The following is a 13,229-nucleotide window of genomic DNA, read 5'->3' on the forward strand; positions in this document are numbered from 1 at the left end:
GCCAAGCTTTTCTGGTCGGAACCCCCTAAGCCGAGTTTTCAAGGTGCTGCGCCGTCCACTTGGTTTTCGAGACTGGCCTTTTAATTCTAACGTAAAGCCAACCTAGAACGGCGGGGTTTCAGACCCAAAATTTCCGATGAATTATGAATTATGAATTATGAATTGGGTGGTGGGGTGGTGGGGTAGTGGGGAATTTAGCCGAAATTTCCCCATCTCCCTATCTCCCTAAATCCCTATCTACTGTCTTCAGGTTAAGATTCCCAAAAAAAGGCTATTCTTTACCTTATATTCCTCGGCAGAAATTTGATGACTCCCTTGTTAGTTCACACTTACCCTTCTCTTGTCAAGGGTATTTTAATTAAACGTTACAAACGCTTTTTTGCCGATATACAATTGGACAACGGAGAATTAATTACGGCCCATTGCGCTAATACCGGACCGATGACAGATGTATGCGTAGAAGGTCAACCGGTTTATCTTTCTCGCAGTGATAACCCGAAGCGAAAATTAGCTTATACCTGGGAGATGATTCAACTGGGGGAGACTTGGGTGGGAGTTAATACCAATCTTCCTAATCAGGTGGTGAAAAATGCCCTGTTGCCAGGAGTTTTTCCCGATTTGGTCAAAAATGACACCGAAGTGCGATCGGAAGTGGCCTACGGTCAAAATAACGGCAGTAGAATTGATTTTCTGTTGACCCATGGGGATAATTCCCTCACCTATATTGAGGTTAAAAATACCACTTGGAATCAGGGAGAAACGGCACTTTTTCCCGATACTGTCACCACGCGAGGACAGAAGCATTTACAGGAATTAATGGCTTTATTGCCGGCAGCGGAAGCGATTATGCTCTACTTTATTAATCGGGGTGATTGTGACCGATTTGCTCCGGGGGATAGTAAGGATACTAAATACGGGCAGTTATTGCGTCAAGCAGTGGCTAAAGGAGTCAAGGTTTTACCCTGTCGCTTCCAAGTGACACCCACGGGAATTTATTATTTAGGTTTAGCAGAATTGCAGCTGTGAAACGAGTAGTTGAGAGCGGCCGGCTTTTGACAAAATCCCCCGAACCGCAACTGACCTTTAAAAACCTAGAGACACAGTTAGTTACCTGTGCCTCTACGGGGGATTTTTGTCGATACATATTTGAGGTAATTTGTCAAGGTTTTTGGTAACTAATTCCGTGGCGCATTTTCTCTAATTTCTGTTGCACCTGAGCATCGAGAGAATGGAATAAAAAACGCCCTTTGGGACTTTGAGAAGAACTCTGGGATTGTCTCAGACGACGACCGGTTAAATCCACCTCGATTTCGAGACGTTGAGCGGAAATCCACTGGGCCCCATAACCCATAACGGTCATTTTTTGGGCATTATCAGAAGTAGCGACGATAATCCGTCCGATAGCTGGGGCGCGATCGTGCCAAAAATCGGCACAGGTTTTCTCGATATAGGTGTCGGCGGTTTGAGCGTGAGCGGTAAAATAAACCGATAAATGGTTAGTGTAGCGTTCTTGGCTGCCGGGGGTATCTTGAAGGTAGGAATCGAAGACGATTTGGGTTTGATAACCCTGGTGGTGGGTGTAACCGATTAGGGTTTCAATTAACTTGTCTCGCGCCGGTTCGAGACCGTGGCGATCGCTAATTTTTTTCAGGGACGGCCAAGCGCCGATGACGTTGTAGCCGTCAACCAGCAGAAGGGAACGATCAGAAGAATTAACCATGGCTTTGAGAGTAATTGGTGTGGCATTAAGGGCAGTTCTAAAAAACAGCATCCTAATGATATTAACAAAAAATTTAAGATTCAACCGCCGCACTTGCCAATAATCTCGCTTTTAAGTCTAGGGGATTTCCCCGATCCGTTACCTTGCCCCCCTCTAACAAAAATGCCCCATCGCTGTAATCCAATTCCTCCAGGCGATGCGTCACCCAAAGGGCCGTAATCCCCCGGTTTTTGACCAATTTCTGCACTTGAGAGACTAATTCTAACTGAGTATCCCCATCCAAAAGGGCGGTGGGTTCATCAAAGAGCAAAACCTCGCAATGACGAGCTAAAGCCCCCGCAATGGCGATTCTTTGCTTTTGTCCGCCACTGAGAGCATAGATCGGTCGTTTTTCCATTTCTAATAAATTCACCGCCCCTAGGGATTCCCGCACCCGCGCCCGAATTGCCGGCGTGGATAAACCCTCGGATACCAACCCAAAAGCCACATCTGCCCCCACTGTTGGCATCACTAACTGATGGTCGGGATTTTGAAAAACAAAACCGAGGGGGTTAGGTATCTCTATTTCCCCGCGACTAGGTTTTAATAATCCCGCTAAGAGCCGCAGCAGGGTTGATTTACCGCTGCCATTTGTCCCCAACAACATCCAAAATTCTCCTCTGGGAACTTGCAAAGAGCAGCCATTTAATACTGATTTCCCATTCGGCCAGCTAAACCAGAGATCTTTTACTTTTATAGTCATGAATTATGATTTGATCAGTGATCAGTTATCAGTTAAGCTAAGACTTATTTAAGGCTTGCTGAATCAATGTGAAATGTGGGCAAGATAGGGGTTTTGTGGCTTTTCTTGCTCCCACAGGTGCAAGATTTTGAGAGAATCGTGCTTCCAAACCTTGCGTCTTCATCGGCCCGAGTCCTGTAGGGGCGAAGCATTCGGGCAATAACCTATCGATGAAACCGTAGATTTTCTATCCGAATGCTTCGCCCGTACTTTTTGCCGCAAACCCTATTTAAACCGCTTATTCTTAATGATCAGCCGAATCTCCTCCAATCCCTTTACTGTTGCCTCTTGCAAGAGTGCCTCTTGCCTCGTCTCAACAAGCAATTTAAATGATGAACAGCTTATCAGTTATCAGTGATCAGATTTGAGTTGTGAGTGGAAAGTGTTATGTAGGCGGTTGCCGTTTTCTTGTCACTGATTACTGGTTACTGCACACTGATAACTGATTCAAGAACTATTCTGTGGCTAAAGCGACAAACCCCGGTGCTCTACCAGTGGAGGCAGCCCCGGATTTTTGTGACACAATCACCGCACTGATCTGATCGCTCAAAACCGCCACCTTTTTATCGGTTTGTTTTTCGCAGGTTAATTCTAATAATTCGGGATTAGGCGATCGCATAGCGTTAATAATTGTTTGATACAAAGCGTCTGCTGCTGCTTCTTCCTTGCGCTGCACGGAAATGGGGATGGGCGAGAGTTTCAGGGTAATATCGATCGAATACATAGTTTAGCGTTCCCTTCCAAAAAACAAGTCAAAAACCATTGTATAGCAGGGGTTGGGAAGTCAGTGATCAGTTATCAGTGATCAGATGTGAGTTTTCAGTTCACTGATTGCTGTTCACTGTGCGGATAACCCTAGCATCATAACCGATTGACTCTCGGCAGTTGCTGTGCAGAGGCGTTGTTAGCTGGCAATCACTTGCTTCAATGAATGAGCATGGTGCGTTCCCCAAAATCTATCGGTGCAGCAGTAGGAGTTGCATCAGGGAACGCACCCTACAGCTACAGCACAACGGCGATCGCACTATGGAGCGCAGCGGAATTGCCGTCCGGTGCAGCGCATTGTTGGGAGTCCATAAGTCTTTTGATCAGAGCATTACTCATGAGAATTGCTTTTTGGTGATCATTTTGTGCAATACTAATTACTTCTTCAGCATCTTCATCACTGATCATTTCAAATTGTTTCTGGCTTGGACATAGGCTATCGTTCAAATCCCTTGGTTCAAACTTGTCTAATTCATCACCATAACTTCGTTTATTGATTTTTATTATTTCCTGTCCAATATCACTGAGCAAATACACAAATAATTTATTAATAAATTGTTCTCCGAATTTATTTGGATAAAAGGAATGAAAGCAGGTAAAATTTATTGCTGTTGTGAAATTGCGTATTACTTTTAACCTGCCCCTGCTAAAGACGCCGAATAAAATTGGAGCCGGTTTTCTCTTTTCAATTTTGTACCAGGTCTTCCTTGTTTTTGTAAGATACCTCCCATGGTATCCCAATTTTTCGCCTTCTTTTATGTAATTTCGTATTGCGGAGTTTTCGTGGTCTTTTACATCTAAACAATGGACTGGCTTATCCTCATTGTATAGTATATTAAAATTATGCTCAGTCAATACTGCTTTGCGGATTTGAGAGCTTTTTGTAATACACTTACAAATATTGTTATCACTCAACTTCCGTTGCTCAATTTTTGATTTTTTTAACGCAAAAAATTCATTTGCGCCAGTAGCAATACCTCTCGTAAACGTACCGTATAGGGACAACTTACAGAAGCCATTTGGAGATACTTGTTCAGTGAACAATGATGAAATAATAGGTGTCCACTTTTGGTTGTATGGTAAATTCGATGGTTCGATTTCCCACTGATAGAATTTACTAATATCAGATATTTTATCTATTTCATCACTTTTTTTGATCTGTAAAATTTTAATGGTTTCTTTTTTTCCGTCATTTTTACAAAGAAGCACACAAACGGTTGTCGTTGCCTCTGGGAAAATTTCTTTTTCATTGTCAAAGATTATTATTTGCTTCAATAAATGATTTTCAAGGAGACTTTTTTTTATTTCTTTTCCGTAGCCAGTATTAAAAAATTCAAAAGGCATAATATACGCCAAGTTACCATTGATTTTAAGTTCTCTTAAAGACTTGACAAGGAATAGGGAAGAGATATTAGAGTAACCGATAAGTTTCTTACCTATTTTTTCTTCAATTTTTGGTAATATATCATGACGCTTAAGAAATTTCTGAAATCGCATATATGGTGGATTACAAATGATACCGTCAAATTTTTCAGTTTCAGCTTCGAGGTAATCACTATTGATAACTCTCAAATAAGGACTGTCACCCTTAGGATTAAGAAACTCAAATATATTTCTATCAATCTCATATCCAATGAAATGTACTTGATTACCTGAAGGTGTTTTTATTGCTTCATCATAAAAAACGCCTAAGCCAAACGCTGGGTCTAATACTGTTTCTGGATTATCTTTCAAAACCCACTGTACCATGAGGCGAGCAACGCACATAGGTGTAAAAAACTGACCGTAATCCTTCCTATGATTAAGTGGAGTTTCAGCTATATATTTTAACTCACGCATTAATAACATCCCTTAGAAATATTTGGTTATCAAGGTATCCCTTGCCGCCTGCAAAAGTCACATAAAAAAGCAGACATCCTCAGTTTCACCTTGAGAATGTGCTCCGGGAAAACCAGGGACATAACCAACATAGAGATTAGTATCAAAATCTTTTTCTACAACAGCAGTAAATGTGTTCATAACCGATACCTAATTTCTAGGCTGACCAGAATACAAAATAATTATGACATAAATAGATAAGGATATCGCCCGCACGTCCTAGTATGAACGATTATAATTTAAGGCTAACTTTAGACTGCGATCGCTTGCTTAAAGTCGATAATCTTGGTGCGTTCCCAAGAATTTATTGGCAGAGTAATTAGGCGTTGTCGTGGGGAACGCAGCTTACAAGATCGGCGATCGCTAACGGAAGATTTTTGATTTTTGCAAGAGGTCTATAGTATCAGTCCGTTGCAGCGACGTGTTAGCATCGCTCTCTAGTGATCGCACTTTGGTCATTTAGTGATCGCTGGCTGAAATTGGGGCTCTTTTTGAGGAATATTTGGCATCAGTTTACTAAATTCAATGGTAGACTTACACTTACCGCCAAAAGTTCCTTTCTGATCGTAAAATGACCTTAGCATCTCTGCAACAATACGCGCTTTGGCAATATACTTTCCATAACTTTCAGGTTGAATATTAGGGTATTGAGAAATTAAGTCTGTTTCTTCTGTCCGTAATTCATCGATTTTTTGGTTGAGTTCTTCGTAAGACTTTGGATCTGTAACTTTCCCTCCTAGATAGACAACGTTGCTCAGTCCAAGAATAGAAAGAAAGTTTGGCGGTAAAGTAAATGTCGCCAAATCTGAACCAATACCGACCAATAATTCAGCAGCTACCAACAAGCTAAAACCTAGTAGTTGAAAGCTGTAAACATCAAATGATCCACCACTTTTTATTAAGTCGCTCCATTTTGCATCTTCTAATTCTGGTTTTTTCTCGTAACCTTTTTCACCAATGGTCAGCCATTGATGATTTCGCAACCAGGCCCAATTAGAGAATGTCAGTCGTTTGCTTCCCAATGCTATCACCTTGGAACCAGTTGTGCCAACAGCACTGATACCTAGTAGTAAAAGAAGGTCATCTGATAGCCCACTCAGTACTCCACTACTGGCCAGAGTGTATAGAAGTCGCAATAGCACCACTAAGGTGAAACCAAAAATTTGAAAATTAGAAAGACTAGCTTTACCAAACTGTCCTGCTGTCAAAGCTACAGGCTTAATCCATAATGCAGTAAAATTATAGTTGTTATCCCAACTTACCCACCAGACAGTAATTGAATAGAAAACCAAAACACCCCCTAATGCTATTGCCAAGGCCTGGCCAGAGAACTTCGCAGGAGTCCCAGATTGAGTTTGAGAGGAAGGTGTTGCAGCAGCAGTTTGAGAGGGAGTTTGAGAGGAAGGTGTTGCAGCAGCAGTCGGGGAGGGGATTTGAGGGGAAGATGTTGCAGCAGCAGTCGGGGATGGGATTTGAGCTAAGACACTGTTAACTAATCCATAAGCAAAAGTCACAAGAACAGTAGTTAATAATGCAGTAAGCATCCATTTAACAATTGATTTTTTCATTGTCATTCACCTCTTTTTCGGAGCTAAAACTGGATCGATGTATGGGGTTTTAGGTTCAATGATGCCTTTTACCTGCTTTGACAAAAATAGTTAGTTTTATCTATTGATTCAAAGGAAACTTTCCCAGTTTTGGTAGTCTCGCTCCCCATTCGGCTGTGGTAATGACTTTGGCGGTAAATGGCATAATTAGAAAAAATCTCGGCAATAAAATTGTTTAAAAACTTTGAGCAATAATATAGAGTTGTTGACAATAATTTAGCTCATGCAACAACTCTACTTACTTTTTTAGTCAACTCCAACCCTGTAACTGGAACCATCCCGCTCGACTGAGAGTATCTTTGCCGTAATTCCGGTTAGCAGTGAAGAAATCAACATCTCCGCGATCGCGCAAAGCTCTTAGAGCATTTCCAGGTCCAGAATTGTATGCAGCTAAAGCGGCACGGATAAGCTCTTTGCCTTGCAAATTAGTCTTGCGTTGCATAAAAGCTCGGTTGTCAGCAAGAACTTTACAGCCAAAGAGAATGTTCTCTCTGGGATCTTTCCACTTACCAGTAGAGGTAAACTGAGGAAAAGCACGGTCATCAATTTGCATCAGTCCCCGACCGTGACCAAAATCTCCCGTACCAGAAGGGCCAGGTGGATTTAAGAGTAATCCCCAGTGAGATTCTCGTGAACCAATGCCCGCAATCACAGCAATCGGAAAGCCCTGTTGGTTAGCTCCTTCTTCAATAAAAGCTCTGAACTGTTGAGCGGCTTCTAATTGTCTGAGCATGGAAGCATCATTGCGAGCAATCGTCGTGGTAAATACAAGTTCAAGATTGGGAGGTTGCTCGTCTGATAACGCTGCCCAAGTCAGCGGACCGACAATTCCATCATCATCCAAACCACGAGAGCGTTGAAATTGTTTGACAGCCATTTCGGTTGCCTGTCCAAAGAAGCCATCAATAACGACAGCAATTCCTTTGGCATTGAGCAGTTCTTGCAGTTCCATCACTTCGTCTCGAAGTTGAGGAGAAGTATGGTCAAATCCGTCAAATAAACGTAAGGTTGGACCGATCATTGTGCAAATTCTCCTGGCATTTTGTTTTTTGCTAGTTTTCAGGATTATTGAAGTCAGTTTGCCTTTAGGAAGATGAGAGTCCCAACGCCGCAAGCGTGGCAGGCCCAACGATGCCATCAACCGGTTGCAATTGTTTCTGTTGTTGAAATGCTTTAACTGCCTCTTCTGTCTTTGGACCAAAGAAACCATCAACTGTTAACTGGAAGCCATTGCGGACTAATGCTTGCTGAACTTGGCGCACGTCATCTCCTTCCAGAAGTGGGCGCGTGAGTTGCAATAAGCGATCTCCTAGTTCAACGCTACCCCCACCATTAACCCCTGTGTCTAGAGTCGGACCATTAGCAAAGCCATTAGCAGGAGATTTACCGAGACGAGCGGCGGTATTTGGACCCCACTGCCCATCCTCTGCAATCCTGTCATTGGGATTGTTTTGATTCCACAGTTGCTGGAACGCCAGGATAGCAGTTGAGCGGATGTCACGAACCCCAGCACCTTTAAAGTCAAAATGAACCGGATCTGATGGACCTAGCCACTTCCAGCCCTGAGCTTCTAGGAAAGGTCGCCAGCCTGCATGATCTTCAATATCGAGAGCTAATCCACTTTGATGGTTGCTCTTTCCTGGCTCAGCAGCGATAGGAATGCCACATCGATTCGCCTGAGCTTGTTGAAAAAGAAGTAGTTGTTGGGCAATAGTCCGATAAGCGGAGTTGACAATCAGAGTCTGGCCTCGATTGGCAACTGCCCGATCTAGGGCGCGTTTAGCCGCTGGTTGTAAGAATGGCCAAACTGCTTGTCCAAGCCTGATCTTGGGCGAAGAAAAATCAACTAAAGCACCTGAGACAAGTCGATTCATTTGAGCAATGAGTTGCCGATCTAGTCCCCTAACCACTGTCGTGGAACAGCTTGTAGTCCCAGCTTGGGTTACTGTCACCATAAATTTCTTCCTTAGCGAGGGATTCTTAGTTCAACAAGTCCACTTAAGCTAAGGGAGTTGCGCTGGGATATCATTCCTACGCAAGTCCCTAAATACCTGGCGATGTTTAGCTTAAATGGTGGTTCTTTTATCCTACTATCCCACTTCCATCGGTCTAACACCCCTTAATAAGACTTAATATGGCACTGTGGGGTTTAATCACCTCAATTTGGGCATAATTACCGCACAGAGGGGTCTAGCATTGTCTCGCTAACAACAATCACAATCGCCCCAACTCCCGTAAGTTTTTCAAATCCAACTCAAAATCTTCAACATCATAGGAATACAGTGCTATTTGGCGCTGCTTTAAAAGTTGGCGAAAATAGACTTTACCTCGACTCTAAAAACTCTTCTACTGTCAAGTTAATATCGCTCGCAATCTGTCGTAATAATCTAGGTGCAATATCTCGTCCTTTATGAAATGGAACAGTAGTTGCACGTCCATCTTCAGGACAGAACTGTTTATGGGAGCCTTTCTGACGTACCTCAACAAAGCCAAGATTTTCTAAGATACGAACCACTTCCTGTGGTTTCAGAACAGGTATATTGCCGATGGTTACTGTGTACCAACAAATACTGTTTCAAATCTTGTTTGTTCATCCTCAAGGAGCATTTCTATCACTTCACAAAGATTTGTCTGTAATTTATCTAAAGTTTCACCTTGAGAATGTACTCCGGGGAACCCAGGGACATAACCAACATAGAGATTAGTATCAAAATCTTTTTCTACAACAGCAGTAAATGTGTTCATAACCGATACCTAATTTTTAGGCTGACCAGAATACAAAATAATTATGACATAAATATATAAGGAGAGCGCTAACAAATCTTGGTGCGTTCCCAGGAATTTATTGGCGGAGTAATTCGGAGTTGTCGTGGGGAACGCACCCTACAGCGATGGCTAATCTTGGTAATGATAGCGACAGGAAATAATTGTTAGATAATGATCATCGACAACATAAACAAGACGATTAGCTTCATCCGTACGGGACCAAAAACCTGACAAATTCTCTCTCAAGGGTTCAGGTTTACCGATTCCTTCAAAGGGATTGGATAGAGTAAGCTTAGACGCACTTACATTGCACTTTAATATCCTGGAACGCCTTGTAGATAGGGATACGAGTAGGAAACTTAAATGCGTCTAAGCTTATCTTGGATCAGCAGATTGATTCTTTTCAGGGTTTTCTTGTCCTGAGATTGCCAATAAAGATAATCTTTTCATGCTTTACTACCCCAAGCCAACTTACGCATCGATTAAATCATGTTCTTGTGTTTTACCTGCTTGATATTCTGCGATCGCTTCTTGCAAATGTTGAGCATTAGCTGCAGATCTTAAGAGATAAACTGTTTCCATCAGACTGTCATAATAACTTTTAGACATGATGACAACATCTTCTGTATCTCCTCTGACAATGAAAGTACAGTTTTTGTCATTGGCTACTGTATCTATTACAGATTTAAAGTTTTTTCGGGCTTCACTAAAGTTGACAATGTTGACGCTCATCAAAGTTGTACATGGTTAAGTACAATTGTTATTATAGTTCTGTCCAAATCTGGTTGGCAAAACCCAAAGGCTTCGGGGAACGCACCCCAAGCTGCGATCGCTTGCTTAAAGTCCATAATCTTGGTGCGTTCCCAAGAATTTATTGGCGAAGTAATTAGGAGTTGTCTTGGGGAATGCAGCTTACAAGATCGGCGATCGCACTACTAACGCTTCGATTAAAATAATATAAATATAATCTAGCTACAAGATCGGCGATCGCACTACCTTCTAGCTGGCTTGTCCCCCTCTCAGGTTAAACACTCCATACCAATGATGTATTGCTAACCACCCGACTGATAACAAACCTGCTAAACTCAAGGTTAAACCACTAAAGGGAATTAATAATGCAAATACTGGTAAAATTGCTCCAGCAATAGTACAAATAATGGCGGCTAAAGCAGCGTGACGATTTGCACCTAAACCATAGATGAAACCGAGTAAAATCAAGGATATGATCAACCAAGCTATTTCTGCATTCATTACTCGCGCCAGATAGGTTAAAGTTAATAAGCAAGCAAAGAAAATACCCGCAGCGATCACCAAATTTTTTAAACTCATGGGTAGGGACAAATATAAAAGCAATATCCACCACAAAAATAAGGCTGGTGCTAACAGTAATAACCGGGGCATAATCCCAGTTTTTCCTATTGGTTTGGTGGCAGTAAATACACCAAAGGGATTTCTTACAGAAACATTCTCATCGAATATCCAAGTAAATTGGGTACTGTCACCATCACTTTTAATTTCATGAGGAACTATCCCACTAGCAAAATCAGCATTTCTAAAATTAGCAATTGTTGTGAGGCGAAATTGAGAAAGTAATTGATCAGTGGCATTATAAACCCAACGTGGTCCACCTTGGGCTTGATAGCTAACTTTAATTGTGGTTTCTTGTCCTGGTTCTAACTGCAAGGGAAAAGCATAATCTCCAGGGTTTATTTGTTTTAATCTTGTTCCATCTCTTTCTACTTTATAACTAGAAAGTAAGGAGTAGCCTAAGGGTGGTGGTGCTTCAAAGAAAAAACTATTAACATCACTTAGTGAATTGACAATTTTATAATCAGCAGTGTAATCTGTAAGATAAATGGCACTGCGACTTTGCCCGTTTACACTTTGGTCAATTTTAACTTGAATGTTTGAACCTGCTACGTTTAAATAGCGAGTAACTTTTTGTTGATCTGTCACCTTGACTATTTTGCCGTTAACTTGAGTAGTATAGCTATAAGGTTCTTCGACAATGTAACGCACTTGGGGCGCAATTTGTTCTAATTTATCACCTGCGACACTTTCCGCTACTTGTGCTACTTTTGCTTGTTCCCAATAATGGTAACGGTTGCTTAAAGTAGAAGTGAGGAAAAATCCCGTAACTACTAAAATTAAAATTAGGGCTAAATGTTGTAGTTCTTTGAGCAGTTGGGAATAACGAATCGACCATTCCCCAAAGAAAACAGCTTGTTCGCTGGTGTTGCGTCTCAGAGAAAAACTGATGAGAGCGATCGCAACTCCCAAAGCTACAATTAAAAACGCAAACAATAGTGAACCTTGAATTAGTTGCGTACCAAACTTGATTAATTCCTCAGGATGTGTTAAATCTGGTAATCCTGGAATACCTTGAGCAATAGGAGACATAGGTAAATATGTAGATGTTCAGATCTGGAAACAACTTGACAGATATAATTTCCAAAAGTTTCTGCAAAAATACTAGGAAAACATTGTTAATATTTTAGAAGTCAGGAGTCAGTCCTGATGAAAAAATTTTCACCCCCACAGATGAAAGAGGTTTCTTTCCCTACACCCCACACCCCACACCCTACAGCCTCTTTCAAGTCAGGAGTCAGCAAGAATTGCCAGAATTACATTTCTTAAGATAGACGACAGAATTTATGTCCGACTACTTACTTCCATCAGGAAAGTCTCTGACCTTAAATATCAGGATATCTGGCCTCTTACCTATCGCATTAAGTTCACTCTGATATTCCATATAGAAATCAGCAAATCCATCATCACCTGCGGCTATGGATTCGGAACGCCCATATTTAACAGCAAAATAATCACCAGAATATTCATTGACTGCCTTAAAGACGATTGTTTCAGCCCAATCACCCTGTTCCTTGTTCGTGAGAAATTCGGAGTTAGCCATTGTTGGGGGCTTTCCAGTCATTTGTATTTCAGTATCAATCTCAAGTGGTGATTGCTTGATCAGGTTCAGAATAAGCTTAGACGCATTTAAGTTTCCTACTCGTATCCCTATCTACAAGGCGTTCCAGGATATTAAAGTGCAATGTAAGTGCGTCTAAGCTTATCATCTTTGTACATGAATTCTCCTTCTTGTTCAGCCCAGCCATCAATTATACCGCTCCCTGCGGTCGAGCAACCCTCTCCATCCTACTATCCCACTTCCATCGGTCTAAAACCCCTTAATAGGACTTAATAGCGCACCGTGCGGTTTAATCACCTCAATTTGAGGATAATTACCGCACAGAGGGGTCTAGCATTCCACTCAAGACGTGAAGACGACAATACCAAGCAATTGAGGCGGCATATCTCCCCATCTCCCCAAATCCCCCCGCAACGCGCACGAAGTGGTCTCCCCCCGCAACGCACAGGAAGTGGTCTCCCCGAAAAATTTTAGATTTTCTTAAGATCGACCTAAAAAATATTGGTCATTTTTTCCAATATAGTGTAAGTTAAGAAAAGTAAAGATTTCTGACAATTCTTCCACACATCTGCTCGCCTGCTGGGATAGATGGAGAAGAGAGCGCGGAATCTTAGCAATAATATACATTTTTCGGAGAAAACCCCCATGACCATTGCTGTCGGACGCGCCCCAGAAAGAGGGCTGTTTGATGCTCTCGATGACTGGCTCAAAAGAGACCGTTTCGTCTTCATCGGTTGGTCTGGTTTACTACTCTTCCCCTGCGCCTTCATGGCCCTAGGTGGA

General features: G+C 42.0%; 15 protein-coding genes and 2 pseudogenes. 2 read left to right on the plus strand and 15 right to left on the minus strand.

Annotated elements, in window-relative coordinates; all coding sequences use genetic code 11:
- Positions 1-306 precede the first annotated feature (306 nt).
- Positions 307-1,026, plus strand: coding sequence for a DNA/RNA nuclease SfsA (gene sfsA, locus IM500_RS13200; protein ID WP_287738638.1), 720 nt, complete (start codon positions 307-309; stop codon positions 1,024-1,026).
- A 133-nt stretch (positions 1,027-1,159) separates the two neighbouring features.
- On the opposite strand, the gene IM500_RS13205 is transcribed toward sfsA, so the two are convergent.
- From IM500_RS13205 to IM500_RS13270, 15 genes and pseudogenes are all read right to left on the minus strand, one after another.
- Positions 1,160-1,771, minus strand: a complete 612-nt coding sequence (locus IM500_RS13205; RefSeq protein ID WP_002756828.1) for an NYN domain-containing protein — start codon at positions 1,769-1,771, stop codon at positions 1,160-1,162.
- Positions 1,772-1,793: 22 nt separating this feature from the next.
- Positions 1,794-2,462, minus strand: a complete 669-nt coding sequence (locus tag IM500_RS13210) for an energy-coupling factor ABC transporter ATP-binding protein (RefSeq protein WP_190717991.1) — start codon at positions 2,460-2,462, stop codon at positions 1,794-1,796.
- 493 nt (positions 2,463-2,955) lie between these two features.
- On the minus strand, positions 2,956-3,225 hold the full coding sequence (locus tag IM500_RS13215; RefSeq protein ID WP_002756830.1) for a UPF0367 protein family: 270 nt from the start codon (positions 3,223-3,225) through the stop codon (positions 2,956-2,958).
- A 278-nt stretch (positions 3,226-3,503) separates the two neighbouring features.
- Complete coding sequence (locus tag IM500_RS13220; RefSeq protein WP_287738640.1) at positions 3,504-5,105, minus strand: HsdM family class I SAM-dependent methyltransferase; 1,602 nt, start codon at positions 5,103-5,105, stop codon at positions 3,504-3,506.
- A 57-nt stretch (positions 5,106-5,162) separates the two neighbouring features.
- A complete protein-coding gene (locus IM500_RS13225; protein ID WP_202964158.1) occupies positions 5,163-5,285 on the minus strand; it encodes a type II toxin-antitoxin system HicB family antitoxin in 123 nt (40 codons plus the stop codon).
- A gap of 314 nt (positions 5,286-5,599) precedes the next feature.
- Positions 5,600-6,712 (minus strand): hypothetical protein, encoded by a 1,113-nt coding sequence (locus IM500_RS13230; RefSeq protein ID WP_287738644.1) that lies wholly within the window; start codon positions 6,710-6,712, stop codon positions 5,600-5,602.
- A gap of 289 nt (positions 6,713-7,001) precedes the next feature.
- Positions 7,002-7,772 (minus strand): peptidoglycan-binding protein, encoded by a 771-nt coding sequence (locus IM500_RS13235; RefSeq protein WP_190721113.1) that lies wholly within the window; start codon positions 7,770-7,772, stop codon positions 7,002-7,004.
- Between the two features lie 64 nt (positions 7,773-7,836).
- Positions 7,837-8,625 (minus strand): peptidoglycan-binding protein, encoded by a 789-nt coding sequence (locus IM500_RS13240; RefSeq protein WP_287738645.1) that lies wholly within the window; start codon positions 8,623-8,625, stop codon positions 7,837-7,839.
- Positions 8,626-9,074: 449 nt separating this feature from the next.
- Entirely contained in the window at positions 9,075-9,266 is a 192-nt protein-coding gene (locus IM500_RS13245; RefSeq protein WP_002756843.1) for a type II toxin-antitoxin system HicA family toxin, read from the minus strand.
- A 35-nt stretch (positions 9,267-9,301) separates the two neighbouring features.
- A complete protein-coding gene (locus IM500_RS13250; RefSeq protein ID WP_061432922.1) occupies positions 9,302-9,496 on the minus strand; it encodes a type II toxin-antitoxin system HicB family antitoxin in 195 nt (64 codons plus the stop codon).
- Positions 9,497-9,646: 150 nt separating this feature from the next.
- Entirely contained in the window at positions 9,647-9,763 is a 117-nt protein-coding gene (locus IM500_RS24775; RefSeq protein ID WP_002756847.1) for a type II toxin-antitoxin system YoeB family toxin, read from the minus strand.
- Positions 9,764-9,876: 113 nt separating this feature from the next.
- A pseudogene (locus IM500_RS24780) lies at positions 9,877-9,927 on the minus strand (hypothetical protein); the annotation flags it as partial.
- Positions 9,928-9,988: 61 nt separating this feature from the next.
- Complete coding sequence (locus IM500_RS13260; RefSeq protein WP_024969228.1) at positions 9,989-10,249, minus strand: type II toxin-antitoxin system Phd/YefM family antitoxin; 261 nt, start codon at positions 10,247-10,249, stop codon at positions 9,989-9,991.
- 267 nt (positions 10,250-10,516) lie between these two features.
- Positions 10,517-11,917, minus strand: a complete 1,401-nt coding sequence (locus IM500_RS13265) for a UbiA family prenyltransferase (protein WP_287638327.1) — start codon at positions 11,915-11,917, stop codon at positions 10,517-10,519.
- A 262-nt stretch (positions 11,918-12,179) separates the two neighbouring features.
- Positions 12,180-12,449, minus strand: coding sequence for an AccI family restriction endonuclease (locus IM500_RS13270; RefSeq protein WP_287638325.1), 270 nt, complete (start codon positions 12,447-12,449; stop codon positions 12,180-12,182).
- Between the two features lie 642 nt (positions 12,450-13,091).
- Between IM500_RS13270 and IM500_RS13275 the strand changes: the two are divergent.
- Positions 13,092-13,229, plus strand: a pseudogene (locus tag IM500_RS13275) (photosystem II D2 protein (photosystem q(a) protein)); the annotation flags it as partial.

This window comes from Microcystis sp. M179S2 (assembly GCF_020245805.1).
GTDB classification, from domain to species: domain Bacteria; phylum Cyanobacteriota; class Cyanobacteriia; order Cyanobacteriales; family Microcystaceae; genus Microcystis; species Microcystis aeruginosa.

Bases quoted from the DNA above. Each gene is read 5' to 3' on its own strand.
- IM500_RS13235 (WP_190721113.1), bottom strand. From the start codon at position 7,772: ATGATCGGTCCAACCTTACGTTTATTTGACGGATTTGACCATACTTCT.
- IM500_RS13210 (WP_190717991.1), bottom strand. From the start codon at position 2,462: ATGACTATAAAAGTAAAAGATCTCTGGTTTAGCTGGCCGAATGGGAAA.
- IM500_RS13215 (WP_002756830.1), bottom strand. From the start codon at position 3,225: ATGTATTCGATCGATATTACCCTGAAACTCTCGCCCATCCCCATTTCC.
- IM500_RS13250 (WP_061432922.1), bottom strand. From the start codon at position 9,496: ATGAACACATTTACTGCTGTTGTAGAAAAAGATTTTGATACTAATCTC.
- sfsA (WP_287738638.1), top strand. From the start codon at position 307: ATGACTCCCTTGTTAGTTCACACTTACCCTTCTCTTGTCAAGGGTATT.
- IM500_RS13260 (WP_024969228.1), bottom strand. From the start codon at position 10,249: ATGAGCGTCAACATTGTCAACTTTAGTGAAGCCCGAAAAAACTTTAAA.
- IM500_RS13240 (WP_287738645.1), bottom strand. From the start codon at position 8,625: ATGAATCGACTTGTCTCAGGTGCTTTAGTTGATTTTTCTTCGCCCAAG.
- IM500_RS13230 (WP_287738644.1), bottom strand. From the start codon at position 6,712: ATGAAAAAATCAATTGTTAAATGGATGCTTACTGCATTATTAACTACT.
- IM500_RS13225 (WP_202964158.1), bottom strand. From the start codon at position 5,285: ATGAACACATTTACTGCTGTTGTAGAAAAAGATTTTGATACTAATCTC.
- IM500_RS13265 (WP_287638327.1), bottom strand. From the start codon at position 11,917: ATGTCTCCTATTGCTCAAGGTATTCCAGGATTACCAGATTTAACACAT.
- IM500_RS13220 (WP_287738640.1), bottom strand. From the start codon at position 5,105: ATGCGTGAGTTAAAATATATAGCTGAAACTCCACTTAATCATAGGAAG.
- IM500_RS13270 (WP_287638325.1), bottom strand. From the start codon at position 12,449: ATGACTGGAAAGCCCCCAACAATGGCTAACTCCGAATTTCTCACGAAC.
- IM500_RS13205 (WP_002756828.1), bottom strand. From the start codon at position 1,771: ATGCTGTTTTTTAGAACTGCCCTTAATGCCACACCAATTACTCTCAAA.